Source organism: Pseudomonas sp. NFACC46-3 (assembly GCF_900114515.1).
Taxonomy (GTDB): domain Bacteria; phylum Pseudomonadota; class Gammaproteobacteria; order Pseudomonadales; family Pseudomonadaceae; genus Aquipseudomonas; species Aquipseudomonas fluorescens_Q.
In genome coordinates, this window is sequence record NZ_FOTH01000015.1 from 58,607 (window position 1) to 77,009 (window position 18,403).

18 protein-coding genes are annotated in these 18,403 nt (G+C 62.0%); all 18 read left to right on the plus strand.

All coding sequences use genetic code 11. From position 1 onward, the window contains the following. Positions 1–2 precede the first annotated feature (2 nt). The 18 genes from sctC to BM300_RS16395 all read left to right on the plus strand — a co-directional run bounded on the left by sctC (position 3) and on the right by BM300_RS16395 (position 18,382). The gene (gene sctC, locus BM300_RS16305; protein WP_092463323.1) at positions 3–1,658 is read left to right on the plus strand and encodes a type III secretion system outer membrane ring subunit SctC; all 1,656 of its coding nucleotides are present in this window, start codon (positions 3–5) and stop codon (positions 1,656–1,658) included. After that, a complete protein-coding gene (gene sctW, locus BM300_RS16310) occupies positions 1,655–2,758 on the plus strand; it encodes a type III secretion system gatekeeper subunit SctW (RefSeq protein ID WP_092463325.1) in 1,104 nt (367 codons plus the stop codon). Before sctC ends, sctW begins: the two co-directional genes overlap by 4 nt. Before the next feature lie 2 nt (positions 2,759–2,760). Continuing rightward, entirely contained in the window at positions 2,761–4,812 is a 2,052-nt protein-coding gene (locus BM300_RS16315) for an EscV/YscV/HrcV family type III secretion system export apparatus protein (protein ID WP_275261138.1), read from the plus strand. 11 nt (positions 4,813–4,823) lie between these two features. Then, a complete protein-coding gene (gene sctN, locus BM300_RS16320; protein WP_092463327.1) occupies positions 4,824–6,122 on the plus strand; it encodes a type III secretion system ATPase SctN in 1,299 nt (432 codons plus the stop codon). After that, positions 6,106–6,561 carry a type III secretion protein gene (locus tag BM300_RS16325; protein WP_092463329.1) on the plus strand — a complete coding sequence of 152 codons (456 nt, stop codon included), beginning with the start codon at positions 6,106–6,108 and terminating at the stop codon, positions 6,559–6,561. Before sctN ends, BM300_RS16325 begins: the two co-directional genes overlap by 17 nt. After that, the gene (locus BM300_RS16330; RefSeq protein ID WP_170862063.1) at positions 6,558–7,433 is read left to right on the plus strand and encodes a SpaN/EivJ family type III secretion system needle length determinant; all 876 of its coding nucleotides are present in this window, start codon (positions 6,558–6,560) and stop codon (positions 7,431–7,433) included. Before BM300_RS16325 ends, BM300_RS16330 begins: the two co-directional genes overlap by 4 nt. After that, positions 7,430–8,353: a FliM/FliN family flagellar motor switch protein gene (locus BM300_RS16335; protein ID WP_092463331.1), complete on the plus strand. Its 924-nt coding sequence runs from the start codon at positions 7,430–7,432 to the stop codon at positions 8,351–8,353. The genes BM300_RS16330 and BM300_RS16335 overlap by 4 nt, the downstream gene beginning before the upstream one ends. Beyond that, positions 8,346–9,005 carry an EscR/YscR/HrcR family type III secretion system export apparatus protein gene (locus BM300_RS16340; RefSeq protein WP_092463333.1) on the plus strand — a complete coding sequence of 220 codons (660 nt, stop codon included), beginning with the start codon at positions 8,346–8,348 and terminating at the stop codon, positions 9,003–9,005. Before BM300_RS16335 ends, BM300_RS16340 begins: the two co-directional genes overlap by 8 nt. 8 nt (positions 9,006–9,013) lie before the next feature. Beyond that, positions 9,014–9,268: an EscS/YscS/HrcS family type III secretion system export apparatus protein gene (locus BM300_RS16345; RefSeq protein ID WP_020795892.1), complete on the plus strand. Its 255-nt coding sequence runs from the start codon at positions 9,014–9,016 to the stop codon at positions 9,266–9,268. A 4-nt stretch (positions 9,269–9,272) separates the two neighbouring features. Then, entirely contained in the window at positions 9,273–10,076 is an 804-nt protein-coding gene (sctT, locus tag BM300_RS16350; RefSeq protein ID WP_092463335.1) for a type III secretion system export apparatus subunit SctT, read from the plus strand. Continuing rightward, entirely contained in the window at positions 10,051–11,085 is a 1,035-nt protein-coding gene (locus tag BM300_RS16355; protein ID WP_092463337.1) for an EscU/YscU/HrcU family type III secretion system export apparatus switch protein, read from the plus strand. The genes sctT and BM300_RS16355 overlap by 26 nt, the downstream gene beginning before the upstream one ends. Before the next feature lie 315 nt (positions 11,086–11,400). Beyond that, positions 11,401–11,883 carry a type III secretion system translocator chaperone SicA gene (gene sicA / locus BM300_RS16360; protein ID WP_092148526.1) on the plus strand — a complete coding sequence of 161 codons (483 nt, stop codon included), beginning with the start codon at positions 11,401–11,403 and terminating at the stop codon, positions 11,881–11,883. A 2-nt stretch (positions 11,884–11,885) separates the two neighbouring features. Then, the gene (gene sctE, locus BM300_RS16365) at positions 11,886–13,652 is read left to right on the plus strand and encodes a type III secretion system translocon subunit SseC family protein (RefSeq protein ID WP_092463339.1); all 1,767 of its coding nucleotides are present in this window, start codon (positions 11,886–11,888) and stop codon (positions 13,650–13,652) included. A 25-nt stretch (positions 13,653–13,677) separates the two neighbouring features. Continuing rightward, positions 13,678–15,030 (plus strand): IpaC/SipC family type III secretion system effector, encoded by a 1,353-nt coding sequence (locus BM300_RS31810; RefSeq protein ID WP_371914664.1) that lies wholly within the window; start codon positions 13,678–13,680, stop codon positions 15,028–15,030. Positions 15,031–15,040: 10 nt separating this feature from the next. Further along, complete coding sequence (locus BM300_RS16380; protein ID WP_092345866.1) at positions 15,041–16,138, plus strand: IpaD/SipD/SspD family type III secretion system needle tip protein; 1,098 nt, start codon at positions 15,041–15,043, stop codon at positions 16,136–16,138. A gap of 61 nt (positions 16,139–16,199) precedes the next feature. Continuing rightward, positions 16,200–16,418 (plus strand): phosphopantetheine-binding protein, encoded by a 219-nt coding sequence (locus BM300_RS16385; RefSeq protein WP_256571806.1) that lies wholly within the window; start codon positions 16,200–16,202, stop codon positions 16,416–16,418. Positions 16,419–16,730: 312 nt separating this feature from the next. Further along, positions 16,731–17,912 (plus strand): winged helix-turn-helix domain-containing protein, encoded by a 1,182-nt coding sequence (locus BM300_RS16390; RefSeq protein WP_092345868.1) that lies wholly within the window; start codon positions 16,731–16,733, stop codon positions 17,910–17,912. Then, positions 17,909–18,382 carry a transglycosylase SLT domain-containing protein gene (locus tag BM300_RS16395; protein WP_063322242.1) on the plus strand — a complete coding sequence of 158 codons (474 nt, stop codon included), beginning with the start codon at positions 17,909–17,911 and terminating at the stop codon, positions 18,380–18,382. The genes BM300_RS16390 and BM300_RS16395 overlap by 4 nt, the downstream gene beginning before the upstream one ends. Positions 18,383–18,403 lie beyond the last annotated feature (21 nt).

Genomic DNA, 18,403 nt, shown 5'->3' on the forward strand with positions numbered 1-18,403 from the left:
CGATGAGCCAGCGACGATTTTCCCTGACCCTTTCATGGCTGTGCCTGAGTACCGCCATGCTGCTCCCAGCATTGGCCGCCCGGGCCGATGTCTACACCTTCGAAGCCCGAGAGCAGAGCGCGCGGACTTTTTTCAGCGAGTTGTCCGGGTCGTTGGGCAAGCCGGTCATTGTCAGCAAGGCCACGGCGGCCAAACGGATCGGCGGCACGTTCGACCTGCGCACGCCGCAACGGACTTTCGAGCGTGTCAGCGCGCAGATGGGGCTGATCTGGTACAGCGATGGCCAGGCGATCTATCTGTATGACGCCTCGGAAATCAAAAGCGCGATGATGTCGCTGCAGACCCTGACCGTGGCCAAGCTCCAGGCCTTCCTGGGGCGTTCGGGGCTGCACGATGTCCGGTATCCGCTGCGTCACGACGGTCTGCGGACGTTCCATGTCTCGGGCCCGCCGATCTATGTCGACCTGGTGGTGCAGGCCGCCGGCTTGATGGACAACCAGCGTTCGGAGCTGCTGCTGGGCAAGCAGCAGATCGGTGTGATCCAGGTGCGAAACACCTTTGTCAGTGACCGCAACTATGAGCTGCGCGACGACAAGGTGACCATTCCAGGGCTGGCCACTGTGATCGAGGCCCTGTTGCGCGGCGAAAAGCACGAGGTCGAGCCGTCGGTGGCGCAAGGCACCGCGTCGGGAGTGCGGGGCGCGATGCCGCTGTTTCCCCTGGAGGGCCTGGCGGACACCCCCTCGAACCAAGACCCGACGGCCCCGCGAATCATTGCGCGGGAGGTGGCCGCCGGCAACATTCGGGTGGTGGCCTACCCGGACACCAACAGCCTGTTGGTCAAGGGGCTGCCGGAGCAGGTGCGCTTCATCGAGAACCTGGTCAATGCCCTGGACACGCCGAAACGCCACGTCGAGTTGTCGTTGTGGATCATCGACCTGCACAAGGATGAGCTCAACCAGTTGGGCATCAATTGGCAAGGCGCGGTGAAGTCCGGGGCCACCTTCAGCGCATCGCTCAACGCCGGCTCGGCGACCACCCTCGATGGCGCCTCGTTCGTCACCCAGGTCATGGCCCTGGAGCGGACCCAGCGGGCCAATGTCGTCTCGCGCCCGGTGATCCTGACGCAAGAGAACGTGCCGGCGATCTTCGACAACAACCGCACCTTCTATGCCCCCTTGGTCGGGGAGCGCAGTGTCGATCTGCAGCATGTGACCTATGGCACGTTGGTGAATGTACTGCCGCGTTTCGCCCACGCGGACGAGATCGAGATGTCGCTCAATATCGAGGACGGCAACGAAGTCGAGAGCCCGGGCCAGGGTGAGCGCCAGGGTGCATTGCCGACGGTCGGTCGCACCCGCATCAGTACCGTGGCGCGGGTGCCCCAAGGCAAGAGTCTGTTGGTGGGTGGTTTCACCCGCGATGACCATGGCGAGCAGATCGGACGCGTCCCGGTGCTGGGGTCGATTCCCTGGATCGGTCGCTTGTTCAGCTATCGTCAGGGGCGCTCGGCCAACACGGTGCGTGTGTTCCTGATCCAGCCCAAGGAAATTCGCGAGGCTTTTGAACCGGCCACGAGCGAGCCGGGCGGGCAGTTACTGACCCCGCAGCAGCACGAACGGGTGCGTCGGATGTACTTCCGGATGTCAGAGAAATGATGCTGCCCCCGGTTTCCCTCGGTGGCCGGGCCGCCCAGGCGCGGCTGAATGCCGAGAAAGCCGCCGAACATCCACAGCCGCCAGTCGATGCCGAGGCGCCGGAGGACAGCGCAACGGCTGCGGTGGCGCAGCGCCTCGTACAGATCAGCGACGAACTCTCGGCGGCATTGACCCAGTTCCGTGGTCGCCGGTTGTTTGAGCTCAAGTCCGAGGCCATGACCGACACCTTCGAGCGCGTGCTGGAAGACGACACAGTGCCCAAGGCGCGGCAGGTGCTGAGTCTGGCGCGGTTGGCGGACAAACCCGTCGCCTGGTTACTGCAAATGGCGCGAAGCCTGTTTCCCGATGACAGCGACCTGGCCCTGGTGCTACGGGCGTTGTTGCGCCGCAAGAACCTGGAAACGCTGACCCGGCAGCGCCTCGAAACGCTGTTGCAGATGGTGGTTGCCCAAGCCTCCCCCAAGCGCTTGAACGCCGGGATCAACGCGGCGCTCAAGGCCCGGATGTTCGGCAAGAGCCTGGCGGTGCGGGCCGGCCTGCTACGCGAGACTTACCGGGACTTCCTCGAGTCCGACGAAGGCCCGCTCAGTTGTTACCAGGACTGGATCGCCCTGTATGGCGCGGCGCAACGCAGCGGGGTGCTGGCGTTCATCGAAGCGGCGTTGCTCACCGACATCAGCGCCCAGGACCCCAGTTGCTCGCGCGTCGAGTTTGGTCAACTGCTGGCCCGGGTGACCGACCTCAAGCGCCTGCGTTCGGCCGACGAGCAGTTTATCGGCGCAGTGCTCGGCGATGCCGTCATCTGCCGGCACAACCCCGATGAGTCCGACTGGTTGGTGTTCTTCTTCGGCGTGTTGACCTACCCCGATGACCTCGACCAGTTGTTGCTCGGTGCGTTGGGCGAACAAGTGCTGCTCAGTGCCCACCGTGAGCGATCGATACTGTTGCAGACCCTGCGCCGGCTCAGCCTGCGGTTGCCCTTGCCCCTGTTTGCCGATGAGGAGGCGCCACAGCGCCTGGCCACCCAGTTCACCCGCTTGGCGGACGTCGCCTATGCCCATGAATGCATCGATCAGCGCCGCTCGGGCGGTTGCCCATGACCTTGCTCAATGGGTTCTTGCGCAACGTCGGTGCTCGCCCGGAGCTGCTGATCCTGACCTTGATGGTGATGATCATCGCCATGCTGATCATCCCCTTGCCCACGGTGCTGGTGGATTTTCTCATCGGCCTGAACATCGTCATCTCGCTGCTGGTGTTCATGGGCTCGTTCTACATCGAGCGCATCCTCAGCTATTCGACGTTCCCGGCGTTGCTGCTGCTGACGACCTTGTTTCGCCTGGCGCTGTCGATCAGCACCAGCCGGCTGATCCTCAGCCAAGCCGATGCCGGCGAGATCATCGCCTCGTTCGGTGACTTTGTGATCGGCGAAAGCCTGGTGGTGGGCTTCGTGATTTTTTCCATCGTCACCATTGTCCAGTTCATCGTGATCACCAAAGGCTCGGAACGGGTCGCCGAAGTCGCCGCGCGTTTTTCCCTGGACGGGATGCCGGGCAAGCAGATGAGCATCGACGGTGACCTCAAGGCCGGCGCCATCGACGCGGCCCAGGCCCGGGAAAAACGCAGCGTGCTGGAGCGCGAAAGCCAGCTGTACGGGTCTTTTGACGGGGCGATGAAATTCATCAAGGGCGATGCCATCGCCGGGATCATCATTATCTTCGTCAACTTCATTGGCGGCATGGCCATCGGCGTCGGCCAGCTGGGCATGGACCTGTCCACCGCGCTGTCGACCTACACCCTGTTGACCATCGGCGATGGCCTGGTGGCCCAGATCCCGGCGCTGCTGATCGCCATTGGCGCCGGTTTCATCGTCACCCGCGTCAACGGCGACGACAGCAACCTGGGGCGCAACATGCTCACCCAGATGCTCGGCAATCCGTTCGTCCTTGGTGTTACCGCGTTGCTGGCAGTGGGCGTGGGGCTGTTGCCGGGTTTCCCGTTGCTGACGTTCCTGTCGATTGCCGGCGTGCTGGGCCTGGTGGTGTTTGTCCGCCAGCGCAAATCGTCGCGACAGGCTAGTCCGGGCGAAAGCCGCGCCGAAGCCGCCGAGCAAAACACGCTGCCGAGCGAGTCAGGGCTGCTCGATGACGTCGACAACCTCGCGACAGAAACCATTGCCTTGATGCTGCTGGTGCCCAAGACGCAACTCGAAGCGCTGGAAAAGCAGCGTTGGGCGGCGCGCTTTCGCAGCCAGTTTTTCGTCGACTACGGCTTGCGCATCCCCGAGCCACGGCTGCGGGCCAGCGAGGCGCTGCCGGCGCATCAAGTGGCGGTGTTGATCAACGAAGTGCGGGCCGAGCAGTTCGACATTCATTTCGATCACTGGCGCCTGCTGGATTACTCGCCGGAGCTGGACCCCCTGGGCTTTGCCTTGGTGCGCGGCAACGACAGCAATCGCCTGGGCGGTGTCTGGGTCAGCGCCGCCGACCGCGAGCGGGTGCAGCAGTTGGGCTATCACCTACGGCCCGCCGATGAAGAATGCTATCGCTGCCTGGTCACGCTGCTGGCGCGCAACATCCAGGAGTTCTTCGGCGTGCAGGAAACCAAGCAGTTGCTCGACGAAATGGAAACCCGCTGCCCCGACCTGCTCAAGGAAGTCTATCGCCACGTCACCGTGCAGAAAATCGCCGAAGTGCTGCAGCGCCTGATCGGCGAGCGCATCTCTGTGCGCAACATGAAGCTGATCCTCGAATCCCTTGCCCATTGGGCCTCCCGGGAAAAGGACGTGCTGGCGCTGGTCGAACACGTGCGCGGCGCCATGGCCCGCTACATCAGCAACAAGTTTGCCCAGGGCAACGACCTGCGCGTGCTGCTGTTGTCGCCAGAGTTCGAAGAAGTGGTGCGCCGGGGCATCCGGCAAACCTCCGGCGGCAGTTTCCTCAATCTGGAACCGGCCGAGTCGGAAGAACTGATGGACCGCCTCAGTGTTGGCCTGGACAGCGTGCACATCGCCCACAAGGACATGGTGTTGCTGTGTTCGGTCGATGTGCGGCGCTACATCAAGAAACTCATCGAGGGACGTTTCCGGGAGCTGGACGTCATGTCGTTCGGCGAAATCTCCGAGAGCGTGTCCGTCAATGTCATCAAAACCCTGTGAGGACACTGCACATGGCGGTTGGAAATAGCCTCCGCCTGGAGCGACAGGCGGCCCACCCCTTGCGCTTGAGCGGACCACTGATAGAAGCGGCGCTGCCCGGGGTGGTGGTCGGCGAAGTCTGCGAAGTGCGTCGGCACTGGCGCTCGCCCGAGGTCGCGGCCAGGGCGCAGGTGATCGGCTTCAAGCCCGGTGCCGTGTTGCTCAGCCTGCTGGGTGATGGCAAAGGCTTGTCCCGGGAGTCGATGATCGTGCCCACCGGCTCGACCTTGCAACTGACCTGCAGTGACGCCTTGCTCGGCAGTGTGGTCGATCCCCAGGGCACGATCGTCGAGCGCCTGGCGCCTTCGACGGCGGTGGCGCAACGGGATTGTCCGGTGGATGCCGACCCGCCGTCCTACCAGCAGCGACGCCCGGTGGCGGAATCGTTGCGCACCGGCATTCGCGTCATCGATGGCTTACTGACCTGTGGTGTCGGTCAGCGCATCGGCATTTTTGCCGCCGCCGGTTCCGGCAAGACCACCTTGATCAACATGCTGATCGAGCACACCGACGCAGAGGTCTTCGTGATCGGCCTGATTGGCGAACGTGGGCGGGAGGTGACTGAGTTCATCGCGCACCTGCGCCAGTCGCCCAAGCATTCTCGTTGCGTGGTGGTGTTCGCCACTTCGGATTTTTCCTCGGTGGATCGCTGCAACTCGGCGCTGCAAGCCACCACCATCGCCGAGTATTTTCGCGACCAGGGGCGGCGCGTGGTGTTGTTGCTGGACTCGTTGACCCGCTACGCCCGGGCCCGTCGCGACCTGGCGCTGGCGGCCGGTGAAGCCCCGGCGCGGCGCGGCTATCCGGCTTCGGTGTTCGATGCCTTGCCGCGCTTGCTGGAGCGACCTGGGGTGACCGCGACCGGCAGCATCACCGCCTGGTACACGGTGCTGTTGGAAAGCGACGACGAGCCGGATCCGATCGCCGAGGAGATTCGTTCCATTCTCGATGGCCATGTCTACCTCAGCCGTGCCCTGGCGGCCAAGGGGCACTACCCGGCCATCGATGTCCTGCGCAGCGTCAGCCGGGTGGGGACGCAAGTCACTACGCCGCAGCTGCAGCAACTGGCCGCATCGACCCGGGAAACCCTGGCCCGTCTTGAACAGTTGCAGGTCTTTCTCGACATGGGCGAGTACAGCCCGGGCGCGGACGCGGCCAATGACCACGCGATGCACCGGCGTGATGCCCTCGACCGTTGGCTGCGCCAGCCGACGGGCGAGTGTTGCGAGCCGGACGAAACCTTACGGAGCCTGCATGAAATCCTTGCCTGAGCAGCGACGCTTGTTGGCCTTCAGCGAGTTCCGGCGGCAACGCGGCCAGCAGGCGCTGCTGCGCGTCCAGCGCCAATTGCAGCCGCTGCTGACGGAGCGCGACGGCTTCGAGGCGCAGGAAGCCGCGCTGCAAGACCTGTTGGCCAGCCATCGCGCCAATGACTGCGTGCTGGATCACGGGCAGCTGTTGGCGCTGTTGCGTACTCAGGCGGTGATCCGTCGGCGGATCGATCTGCTGCGGGTCGAGCGTGACCGCGTGGATCAGCAGTGCCGACAGGTCGAGCAGCAGTTGCAGGTGCAGCGCGAGCGGTTGCGTGGGCTGCTGCGCAAACACGACAAGTACGAGCGTTCCGTCCAGCAACTGTTACGGGTTCAACGGCTTGAAGCGGTGCGCCGGGAAGAGCGGGAACTGGAAGAAATGATGGAGGGACGGCGATGAAAGAGCTCTCAGTGGTTCCCGCTCGGCCGGTCCAGGTCCTGGACCCCGTCGACGAAGGCCCGATGGATGAGCTGCAAGACCTGCTTGTCCCGGTGCAGGAAGAAGAGCTGCCACAGGGCGTGCTGGACCTGATGGTTGCGCTGGTTCGGCCTCATCGCGAGCCGATGGACAATGGCCGTGCGCTGGCCTGGCGTTCGATGAGTACTGTTCAGGGCGGCGCGGAGGTTGAGCGTGATGGGGAGCGCTCGGGTGCCCGCGAAGCGGTGGAGGTTGAAGCCGTTCGCGCGCCACCCCGTGCCCAGGTCGCAATGACTTTTCCACACGCCGGCCCACCGCTCAGCCAGATGGCACGCCATCCGTTGTCCCAACGCTTGGAGCCAGCGGGGGATCAATCAACGCTGCCGACCTACTCGGCATCGATCGAGCCGCCACGGCATGAGCCGTTCACCGCTGCCAGTGAGCAGTCGCTGGCCCTTGGCGATGAACCGCTGCCCCAGGCGCCGTTGAGCCTCCAAGGCACGCGTCACGCACCGACGGTTGCCACGGCATCCGTCCCTGCATCGACGCCGCCACCCGCGCTCGATGTCGTGATCGAGACGTTGCCGGGTGCGGATCGAGGGTTCCTGCAAGTCCCCTTCAACCGAGCGGGGGCCAGCGGACAAGTGACGATCAGCCGCAGGTCTGAGGAGCCCACTCGACACCTGACGCTCAGCCCCAGCAATGCCCTGGTGTTCGAGCAACTCAAGGAACCTTTCGCCCTGGCCCGGGAGCCTGCCTGGCGGCTGACCGACAGCGGCGGCGAGCAGCCGCGCCAGGGTTCGCAGCAGGGGCCGGACGAGGATCCGGACGAGCAGGCTGAGCCTCCGGCATGAGCGCATTGCAGTTACGACGAGTCGACCCTTGGGTGCATGCCCACGCCCAGGCGATTCAACGCTGGCGGCGCGCCGGTCGGGACGCGGGCCTGGCCAAGGTGCCCAAGCGTTCCGACTATTTGAGCTTCTGCGCACAGGGTGATGGCGGGCCCTGGCGCGGGCTAATCAGGGCCCGTGACTGGTTGCACCATTCGCTCCCGACCTTGCAAGCGCTGCTGACGCAGCCGTGCCCGTTGCCCCGTATCGTCGAGTTGTTCCGGGCGGTGCCACGGCCCTTGTCACTGGAGGTGGACGAGTTGCGTTACAGCCATCTGTCGGACATCGAATCCGTGGCCCCGGCGCGCTTGCCGACGGGCGAAGTGCCGTGGCTCGACACCCCCGGAGGGCGCGTGTGGTTGACCCAATTGCCGCCCAGGAATGCCCAGCGCGGCCCCGTAACCGCCGACTCATGGCTGAAGACGTTGCCAATGCGCCTGGAACTGATCCTCGGCGTCAGTCACCTGAGCCTTGCCAGTCGAATACGGCTGGGGGAGGGCGACGTGCTGCGCATCGCCCAGCCCATGCAACGCTGCTTTGTGGCGGGCCAATGCCTTGGCGTTTTCACCTTTACCGAAGAGGGTTTACACATGCAACCGACCGTGGCCGAGGCCAGTCCAGAGAGCCCGTCAGAACCTGCCATGGAAATCGACCTGGGATCGCTCCCGGTGCGCCTGGAATTCCTGCTCGCCACCCATGATCTGGACCTGGCCGCGCTGTCGCAGATCATCGCCGGGCAACTGATCCCGCTGGCTGACGACGCGGCCCGGCACATCGAGGTGCGCGCCAACGGCAAGCCCGTGGCCCTGGGCGAACTGGTGCAGTTGGACGGGCAGTTGGGCGTCGAATTGCTGAAGGTCTATCGGGACGGTGACGATGAATGACGTTTCGCTGATCGCGCTGCTGGCGTTCGCTTCGTTGCTGCCGTTCCTGGTGGCGGCGGGCACTTGCTACCTCAAGTTCTCCATCGTCTTCGTCATCGTGCGCAACGCCTTGGGCTTGCAGCAAGTGCCGTCGAACATGGCACTCAACGCAATTGCCCTGATGCTCGCGGCGTTCGTCATGACGCCGGTCGTGAAGCAGGGCCATGACTACTACAAGACCGAGGCGGTGGCCTTTACCGATATCGAATCGGTGGTGAATTTCGCCGAGAACGGCCTGGGCAGCTACAAGGATTACCTGCGCAAATACACCGACCCGGAGCTGGCGCTGTTCTTCGAGCGGGCCCAGGCGGTCCAGGATGAAACCGACGCCGATTGGCCTGTTGATGAAGAACTGGCGCCTTCGCTGTTTTCGCTGTTGCCGGCCTACGCCCTGAGTGAAATCAAGAGTGCCTTCAAGATCGGCTTCTACCTGTACCTGCCCTTCGTGATTGTCGACCTGGTGATCTCCAGCATCCTGCTGGCGCTGGGCATGATGATGATGAGCCCGGTGATCATTTCCGTGCCGATCAAGCTGGTGCTGTTTGTCGCCCTGGATGGCTGGGCGCTGCTGTCCACCGGGCTGGTCAAGCAATACCTGACCTTGCTGGCGTAGGCGCAGCCATGAACGATCTGGTCTATGCCGGCAACAAGACCCTGTACCTGATCCTGCTGATGGTGGCCTGGCCGATCATCGTCGCCACGGTGGTCGGCCTGGTGGTGGGCTTGATCCAGACCGTGACCCAGTTGCAGGAACAGACCCTGCCGTTCGGCTTCAAGCTGCTGGCGGTCGCCGCCTGCCTGTTCCTGCTCTCGGGCTGGTACGGCGAAACCTTGCTGGACTTCAGCCGCGAAGTCATTCGCCTGGCGTTGGGTTAGGTCGATGGCGGTGACGCTGTTCTTCGAACTGTATGCCGGGTTCGCCGCCGCGCTGTTGGGCGTGGCGCGCCTGGCGCCGATTTTCTTCATGTTGCCGTTTCTCAACAGCGGCGTGCTGACCGGTGTCGCGCGCCAGGCGGTGATTGTCCTGGTGGCGCTGGGGTTCTGGGCCTACGTCGGCGTGCCGACGCCCGCCCTCGACAGCCTGGCGTTCCTCGGCTTGATGCTGCGGGAGGTGAGTATCGGCGTACTGCTGGGTGTGCTGCTGTGCTGGCCGTTCTGGGTGCTGCATGCCATGGGCAACCTGATCGACAACCAGCGCGGCGCCATGCTCAGCAGCACGGTGGATCCGGCGAACGGTGTCGACACGTCGGAGTTGGCGAATTTTCTCCAGTTGTTCGCGGCGGCGGTGTACCTCGAAGGCGGAGGGATGCTGTTGATGCTGGAAACCGTCGCGCAGAGCTATCGCATTTGTGCGCCGGCCAACGACTGCGCGATGCACCTGCCGGCTCTCCTCGCGCTATTGGATGTGTTGGTGAGCAAGACGCTGGTGATCAGTGCGCCGGTGGTGGCGACCTTGCTGGTCAGCGAAGCCTTGCTCGGTTTGCTCTCGCGCTATGCGCCGCAAATGAATGCGTTCTCCGTGTCGTTGACGGTCAAGAGCCTGGTGGCGCTGGTGGTGTTGATGCTGTATTTCGGTGTGCACCTGCCGGACGAAGTCCTGCGCATGGGCGGGATGTCAGAGGGGCTGGCGCAGTCTCTGGGCGACGGGGAGGGCGATCATGTCATCCAGCGCCTCGAAGACTGAGAAGCCCACCGCCAAACGCCTGCGGGATGCCGCCCGCAAGGGCCAGACGTTCAAGGCCAAGGATCTGGTCATCACCTGCCTGACCCTGTGCGGCATCAGCTATCTGGTCTTCAACAGCTCGCTGTTCGAGATCATGGAGGTCTACCGGCGCATCATCGCCAGCGATTTTGACGTTGAACTGCAAACCTACTCGGCGATGCTGGTGCTGGTCGGCCTCAAGGCGTTGCTGCCGCTGTTGCTGGTCTGCGTGCTGACCAGTGCGTTGCCGGCCCTGCTGCAAAGTGGTTTTGCCCTGGCCAGCGAAGCGTTGAAGCTGAATCTCGGCGCCTTGAACCCGATCAATGGCTTCAAGAAATTGTTCAGCCTGCGCACGGTCAAGGACACCTTCAAGGCGCTGTTGTACCTGGGCAGTTTTGCCATGGCGCTGTGGCTCGTCTGGGTCACCCAGCGGCAATTGCTGTTTGCCCAACTGTTCGCCCAGGCAGCGGACCTGTTCGCGATCTGGGGGCATTTGCTGCTGGTGCTGGTGCTGGCGTTCCTGGCCTGCATCCTGCTGATCGTCGTGCTCGATGCCCTCAGCGAATATTGGTTGTTCATGAAAGACCAGATGATGGACAAGGATTCGGTCAAGCGTGAACACAAGGAGCAGGACGGCAACCCACAGATCAAGGGCCGCCGCCGTGATTTGCACATGGAGCTGTTGTCGGAGCAGGTCAAATCCGACGTGCGCAGCTCGCGCATGATCATCGCCAATCCGACGCACATTGCCATCGGCGTGTATTTCCGCCCGGAAATCACTTTGCTGCCGTTCATCTCCCTGATGGAAACCAACCAACGCGCCCTGGCGGTGCGGGCGTATGCCAAGGCAGTCGGTGTGCCGGTGATCAACGACAAAGCCTTGGCCCGACGGATCTTCAAGACCCACCAGCGCTACAGCTTCCTCCAGGTGCAGGAAGTCGAGGAAGTGCTGCGCCTGCTGATCTGGCTGGAACAGGTCGAACAGGCTTGAGGCCCACTCATCATCGACGGCGCCGTACACCTGTGGCGAGGGGATTTATCCCCGTTGGGCTGCGAAGCGGCCCCAAAAAAGCAGCGAGCGCTGCGCACTCGAGCGGGGATAAATCCCCTCGCCACAGAAGCAAAACCCGACGACGCGGTGTATCAGGTTGATTGCAGTGACCTCCGGGGTCTGCTGCGCAGCCCAGCGGGAGCAAGCTCCCTCGCCACAAAGGCAAGGATGAGCGCAATTTGGCAGCGTGACCTATCTGCGTTTTGGCTCAATGCACCCGTCAGCAACGCTGACGTTTTTTCAGGAGTGTGGCCGATGAATCGCGACAACAAACAAGACGAGCAGGTGGCCCTGGAGGTCGTGGACGCGGTACTCGGTGGCGCGGCGTTGAAAGACGTGCAAGGCATCAGTGACGAACACATGGACAGCCTCTATGCCTTCGCCTTCCAGTTCTACGAACAAGGACGGCTGGACGACGCCGAGAAGTTCTTCCACTTCCTGTGCATCTACGACTTCTACAACAGCCATTACTGGATGGGACTGGCGGCGGTGCACCAGCTCAAGCAAAACCACCAGAAGGCCATCGACCTGTATGCCATCGCGTTTGCCCAAGGCAAGAACGACTACCGGCCAATGCTCTACACCGGCCAGTGTCATCTGGCCCTGGGCAAGGTCGGCAAGGCCAGGTTGTGTTTCGAATACGTCATCGAGCAAGCCGCGGAAGACGATCTGCGCGAGCAGGCCAAGGTGTATCTCGACACCTTGGCCCACATGGAACTGCACTGTTCGGAGGACTGAACATGACTGACATAGGAAGTACCCGTAGCGCTCCCTTCCTGGGGGGAATGAGCCGCACCGAAGCCTTTGAAAAGTACGGCGCGGCGGCCAGCAAGGCCGCCAGGACCACGGACTATCAGGAGGCCGGTCGCAAAGCCCTGGCGGACCTGATGTCAGTGCAATACGACGGTCACGCTGGCCCGACCGCCAGCACCGGCCGACCCGTACTGCACGCACCACCGCCACGGGCCGATGGCAACAAGCAGGAAACCAACGGTGACCTGTTCACCCTATTGATGGCGATGATTGCCGAGCTGATCGGTGAGGTCGACGTCAACAAACTGAAAAACCGCCTGGCGATGTTGCAGAGCATGGCCGGTGCCCGCCAGCAGGGGCTTGAAAACCTCTCGGCCGAATACGCCGCCGCCGTCCAGGCCATGGCGGATGCCGAGGGGGATGTCGGCAGCAGCCAGGCGCAACTCGACCAATTGCACGAGCGGGTCCTGCATTTCCAAGGTCTGCTGGCAGACAGCGAAGCGCGGTTGGCACAACTGGACCCTGACTCGCCCGAATACGCCGAAGAGCTGGCCCGTCGCGACCAGCTCAAGGGCGAACTGGCGAGCCACACCCAAACGTTCAACGCAGCGACCGCCGCGCACCTGAAGCTGATCGAGATCGCCAATACCTTTGCCAAAACCTTGAGCGGGGTGATCGCGAAAGTGGTGGTGTCCGGCGGCGCAGACCCCGACCACAAGGAAACCGACGAAAAAGCCCTCAGCAGCAGTGCACTGGCCTTGCTCAACCGCTTGAAGATCATCGAACTGCTTGGCGACGCCGCGCAGAACAAGGAGGAACTGAGTCGGGAGTTGTTCCAGGAGTTGCAGGTCAAGCTTCAGGAGCACATGAAGCGTGAGTCGGATAAATACCTGGAGGAAGTGCGCAAGGCCGAGGCGTTGCAGAAAACCATGGGCTGCATCGGCAAGATCGTCGGGGCGATATTGGCCGCCGCCACCATCGTCGCCGGGGTCCTGACCGCCAACGTGGCCCTGATCGTGGTTGGGGTGGTTGGCGCGGCGGTAATGATTGCCGATGCGGTGGTCGAGGAGAAAACCGGCAAATCGTTCATGGCCGAGGCCATGAAGCCGCTGACCGTCGCCATGCAAGAGGCCATCGAGTTCTTCACCGAGCTCTACACCCAGATACTGATAGAGGTGGGCGTTGATGAAGACAAGGCCAAGGAAATCGCGCAAATCGCCGGCATGATCCAGGGCGTCGTTTCGACGCTGGCCGCCATTGCCTTGGTGGCGGTTGTCGGGACGGCGGTGATCGGGCCGATGGTCAGCGCCGTCGCCTCGAAACTGGGGTCGGTGGTCGCCCAGGCCGCGCCCGCCGCAATGCAAGCCATGAAGCAGGTGGCAACCTCGGTGGGCAAATCGCTGACCCAGATGCTCACGCAACTGCGCAGCTTGGTGACCAACGGCGCCGATGCGGTATCGCTGGCCCGTTACGCCGCCAACCTGGAGATCGCCCAGGCCGTCACCGAGTTCGGCCATGTTGCGGCGCAGGGCGTGATGCAAATCGAGGCCGGTCGGCATCAGGCCCAGGCGGCCGTGCATTTGGCCGATGTGCGAGTGCGCATGGCGATCAGCGAGGAAATCAGCAAATACCTGACCCAGGTAGTCGACGACTACGGCCAGGCGATGCGGGAGCGAACCCATCAGATCGAGCAGGTGTTTGCCGATCTGCAGCGCAGTCACAACGTCAGCCTGAACATGGTTCGGAACGTTTGAAAATCACGGATAGCAGGTACCTACGATGAAGGCTATTGACACTTCGAGCACGCATGTTTTTGTCCTCAATGCAGGGCAAGACGTGTTAACCGCTCAAACTGAATCTTCAAACCCCCTCAAAAGGAAGTCCCTCTCCGATTCAGCGGTTTTCGGCGAGATCACCGCAAGACAAGTCCTCCAGAACCCCAGCATCACGGCGCCTTCAGCTGCGGAGCTGGAGAGCGCGATCAACGCCTACCAGCCCACCGAGTCGGACTGGCAGGACTTCATGGCCGCCTCGATGATGCTCAGCGATGAAGTGCGCAACGAGCTGATCTTCGATCCAGGCGCCTGGGAGAAACACGCGAACGTATTGGTGGCGGCGATCATCGCGCTGAACATCGCGCGGGTCGCCAATGCTCAACTGCGTGGACATTTCAGCGTCATGGCCTCCGAGGCGGCCAAGGCCCAAGGCGCGGCTATTGTCGAGTCGGGGCAGGCGGCACTGTACAGCGCTATCACCGGGGCAATCGTCTCCGGCGCGATCTCTGGGTTCGCCTTGCTCAAGACCTTCCAGGGGCAAACGCTGAAGCATGCTGACATCGACCTGCACAAACGCAACGCCATGGACGCTCGCAATATCGAACGCGACCTCAAGCTTGAACGCAGTCGCAGCGAGTGGAATCCACAGGGCACCTACAAGATCAAGACCCTCGATGATTTCGGTCGCGCGAAGACGGTCGATTTCAAACCCAGCGGTTCAACCCGGCCAGCCGAGGACCAGGCCTGGTTCGACAAGGAAATCCTCAAGGCGCAGGAGGTCGGTCGCAACGCCAAGTGGCTGAGCGAGACAGACCCCCAGAACCGATTGAACCTGCACAAGCCCAACGCCCTGAACGCCAGGAACATCGAACGCGACCTCAAGCTTGAACGCGACCGCACGGACTGGAATTCGGACACCACTTACAAGATCAGGACGTTCGACGCGTTCGGTCGTCCGACGCTGGTCGATTTCAAACCCAAGGGATCGCCCCTCTCAGCCAAGGACCAGGCCTGGTTCGAAAAGCAAATATCCAACGCGCAAAAGGTCAGCGAGACCTCCGACTGGCTGAGCCAGATGGGCAGCCGGGGTATTGAAAGGAAACTGGAAATCGGCCGCGCCCTCAGCGCCATGGCGACGAACCTGAGCCAGGTGGTCTCAAGCATCGTGCGCCTGGCTGAGTACACCGCGCGGGAGAAAGAGGTGCTGCAGCAAAGTGCGCAGAACAGCCAGAAGAGCCTGGGGGATGAAGTCGCTCAGAAGGACGCCGCCGATGCCGCATTGCTGCAAAAACTGATGGACATGGTCATGCAGCTTTTTCAATCACGCAGTGACGTTATTCGCGCCGTGACGGCTTGAGGAGAGGAATATGGAAATCACCAGATTCATACAGACACCTGTCGTCTTGCTGCCGAACATCGACGCCACGGTCGATACGCCGTTGCCTGTGGACATTCCCGTTGAAGTACAAACGGTCAGCTCTCTGACACAGTTGCTCGACCGCTCCGTGAGCGCACTCAATCGCAGCCTCGCCAATCTGCTCAGGGGCCCATTCAACGCCAAGTCGCTGGAAGGCATGACCACCGAGTCCATGGCGCAACTTATCCCGGAGCTTCTCGAACAGATCCACGCCAAGCGCGATCGCTCACACCTGTGGGCCCAACGCGCCCACCAGTGTTGTGCGGTGATGAGCCACAGCATGAAGTCCACGCTTCTGGACGACAGTCGACTGCGCCAGCTCAATGAGGAACAAGGCGAGATCCTGCGCAGCCTCAAGCAAGCCGTGGACCAGGACAAACCCTTCGAAATCGCGGAGGCCCTGGATGCCGGGATCAATTCCTCCAATGACTTCTTCGACAAACTGCTCGAGCTGATCGACCTGATCAAGAACGGCTACCTGGCCGGTTACGAACACATCATCAAGGCCTATACCGACTTCTTTGCTGATTTCAACGCTCTAATTACCGCGAAGATGAAGGACTGGATCGAGGGGACGAACGACGGTAAAGAGGTCAAGGTGAGTGTCAGCGGATTGCGCGCCGCGTTGACCAGTCTGATCAATAAATACAGCCACCCCAACTCCGCGTCCGTACTCTTTCCGAAACCTGGCGACGGCGCAGCGAGCAAGGAAGAAGCAGAGAAATGGCTCAAGGCCCTGGGCTTGCCCGCCAGTTGTCTGAAACAGAATCCTCCGCCGGATAGCGGCTGGTGTGTCGTCATCGACCTCAGCCCATTGACGACCATGCTAGGTAGCGTGCCGAGCGGAGGCACAGTGACGTGGGATACCGCCAAGTACAACCAATGGCAAACCGGCTTCAACGCCCAGGAAGAACGCCTGAAAAACATGCTGCAGTCCCTTACCCAGAAGTATTCGAATGCCAATTCGTACCATGACAATTTCAATAAGACGCTGTCGGCACATTTGAATCAGTTTGCGGACATGTTGAGGGCGATGTTGAATTTTTAACTTCACGACTGTGCGGTGATCGATGGGTGCGTCAGTGACTGAAATGTGTATCGAGTCGGAAGTGATAAAGCTGCTGTCTGGCTATTTTTCGACGATCCAACGGAAGATAAGCAGGCATTCGCGGTTAGTGGAGGATCTGAATCTCGATTCCGTGGATGTGGTGGAAATCATCATGATTGTTGACGAAGCATTTAATGTTGAACTGCCTTCACATGAGGTGGAGGCTTGGAGGTCGGTGGCCGATATCATCCATTCGGTTGAGGCTGCGAGAGGCGCTTGATGGAGCGATAGCCGCCGTGAGCAATTTGCGGCGGTGACGCCTTAATTGCAGAAGCCTCTCTTCTTGGCATCCCCCGAGGGCCCTACGTTGTATGTCGTGGTTTCCTACATCAATAAGATTGGAAGCCCTACGGAATCCCCCCACACATCTTCCTATAGTCACGCAGCTCGTCACCCCGAGCCTACCCACAGGCTCAATCGCGCTCAGTAACTTTCTATAGAGAAGTCCCAGAGTATGGACAGTGCAACTGAACAAACGCCAGTCACGTCATTCGTCTTTGACCACTGGCTATTGCAAAGCGATGGAACGCTGATGCGAGATGGACAAGGAGTTCATGTTCCACCCAAAGAGCTGCACGTACTGCGCCTGTTGTTGCAGTCAGCGGGTACGATCGTCAGTAAGGATTATTTGCTGAGCCATGTATGGTCCCAGATGGATGCAGCGGAGGAGTCGCTGACACGCTGTATCTACGCTTTGCGCAAGTTGCTCAAGGAAAACAAGGACTACATTGCGACGGTCTACGGCCAGGGTTATCGATTCACTGGCTCAGTGGTTGAGCTCGACGTGCCGAGTCAGACGGGGGCGGTGGCGCCTTCGTTGGCGGTCCTACCTTTTCGTAACCTGGACGAGACGGCGGCGCTGGATCTGCAGGATGTGCTGATCCGTCAGTTGACCACCGCGTTCGGCGAGGCTTTGCGTGTGATGCCCTCGGGGGTGATCGCGACCTATGGGGCACCGGAGGATGTGCGCTCGCTGGCCGGGCGGTTGTCGGCGGATTACTGCTTGAGCGGGCGGTTCATCGGTTCGGGCAGACAGCGACATTGGTCGGTGGAATTGATTCGTGGCAGCGACCAGGCGCTGGTCCATGGGCAGACGCTGGACGCCCATGATCCTGGCGAGGCCCTGGGCGCATTGACCTGCCTGGTGGCCCAGCGTGTCGCCGGGTTGCGTCCGGTCGGTGATCGTTGTGGGTCGTACCCGGTGGCGGTGGCGTATCTCAATGGGCTGTGCAGCGTGCAGCAGCACACGGCGCAAAGCCTCGGCGATGCCGCTGTGCTGTTTCGCCAGTGTTTGAAACTCGATGCCGGCTACGCGCCGCCCTGGTGCGGTTTGGCGGATGTGTGGCTGGGGCAGGCGCTGATGGGCCTGGGTGACCCGGAGCGTGCCATCGAAGAGGCGCATTCAGCGGTTTCCAATGCCTTGGCGCTGGACCCCGGCAGTCTCCCGGCCTTGACGCGCCTGGCGTTGCTCACCAGTTTGCGTGGCTGCGAGGAGGCGGCCCAAGTGTTGTTCCGACGCTGCCTGTTGTCGGCGGATCAGGCTGACGTGCTGTATTTTCATGCCTGGCATCATTGGTTCTGGCGGCGCAACGAGCAGGCGGCGCAGTTGATCGACCAGTGTCTGCGGCATGATCCCGGTTGTGTCCGGGCGCAGATCTTGCGGGGGCGTATTCACGAACAGCTGACGTGGATCAGCGAGCGGCGCCTGGCATGAGGCGGCGCAGGAGCAAGTGGTTATGCGTGCCGATGTGTCTGGGCTTGGGGCTTGGCATGGCCCAGGCGCACGCCTGGTGCTGGAGCAGGGCGGGGCAGTTGCATGCCATCGAACCCGAGCTGCTGCAAGCGATTGCCGATGTTGAATCCGGGCAGCGGCCAGACGCAATCAACCACAACCGCAACGGCACCCGCGATATCGGGCTGATGCAGATCAACAGCATCCACCTGCCCCGATTGAATGCCCAGGGCATTACCGAGCAGCGTCTGCTGGATGAGCCGTGCCTGTCGGTGGAAGTCGGTGCCCAGGTGCTGGCCGAATTCATCGCCCGCTATGGCTACAACTGGACGGCAGTCGGCGCCTACAACGCCGGTCATTCGCCTCACCGTCAAGCGGCGCGGCTTCGCTATGCCCGCAAAGTCTGGAAACGCTATCAGGCGTTCACCCAGGCGCGAATGGCAGCACCGTGAGCCGGGCCGGTCCAGGGATTC

Coding starts and splice junctions, on each gene's coding strand:
- BM300_RS16395 (WP_063322242.1), top strand. CDS start 17,909: ATGAGGCGGCGCAGGAGCAAGTGGTTATGCGTGCCGATGTGTCTGGGC.
- BM300_RS16355 (WP_092463337.1), top strand. CDS start 10,051: ATGTCATCCAGCGCCTCGAAGACTGAGAAGCCCACCGCCAAACGCCTG.
- BM300_RS16380 (WP_092345866.1), top strand. CDS start 15,041: ATGGAAATCACCAGATTCATACAGACACCTGTCGTCTTGCTGCCGAAC.
- sctC (WP_092463323.1), top strand. CDS start 3: ATGAGCCAGCGACGATTTTCCCTGACCCTTTCATGGCTGTGCCTGAGT.
- BM300_RS16330 (WP_170862063.1), top strand. CDS start 6,558: ATGAAAGAGCTCTCAGTGGTTCCCGCTCGGCCGGTCCAGGTCCTGGAC.
- sctW (WP_092463325.1), top strand. CDS start 1,655: ATGATGCTGCCCCCGGTTTCCCTCGGTGGCCGGGCCGCCCAGGCGCGG.
- BM300_RS16340 (WP_092463333.1), top strand. CDS start 8,346: ATGAATGACGTTTCGCTGATCGCGCTGCTGGCGTTCGCTTCGTTGCTG.
- BM300_RS16335 (WP_092463331.1), top strand. CDS start 7,430: ATGAGCGCATTGCAGTTACGACGAGTCGACCCTTGGGTGCATGCCCAC.
- BM300_RS16345 (WP_020795892.1), top strand. CDS start 9,014: ATGAACGATCTGGTCTATGCCGGCAACAAGACCCTGTACCTGATCCTG.
- sctE (WP_092463339.1), top strand. CDS start 11,886: ATGACTGACATAGGAAGTACCCGTAGCGCTCCCTTCCTGGGGGGAATG.
- sicA (WP_092148526.1), top strand. CDS start 11,401: ATGAATCGCGACAACAAACAAGACGAGCAGGTGGCCCTGGAGGTCGTG.
- BM300_RS16390 (WP_092345868.1), top strand. CDS start 16,731: ATGCGAGATGGACAAGGAGTTCATGTTCCACCCAAAGAGCTGCACGTA.
- sctT (WP_092463335.1), top strand. CDS start 9,273: ATGGCGGTGACGCTGTTCTTCGAACTGTATGCCGGGTTCGCCGCCGCG.
- BM300_RS16325 (WP_092463329.1), top strand. CDS start 6,106: ATGAAATCCTTGCCTGAGCAGCGACGCTTGTTGGCCTTCAGCGAGTTC.
- BM300_RS31810 (WP_371914664.1), top strand. CDS start 13,678: ATGAAGGCTATTGACACTTCGAGCACGCATGTTTTTGTCCTCAATGCA.
- sctN (WP_092463327.1), top strand. CDS start 4,824: ATGGCGGTTGGAAATAGCCTCCGCCTGGAGCGACAGGCGGCCCACCCC.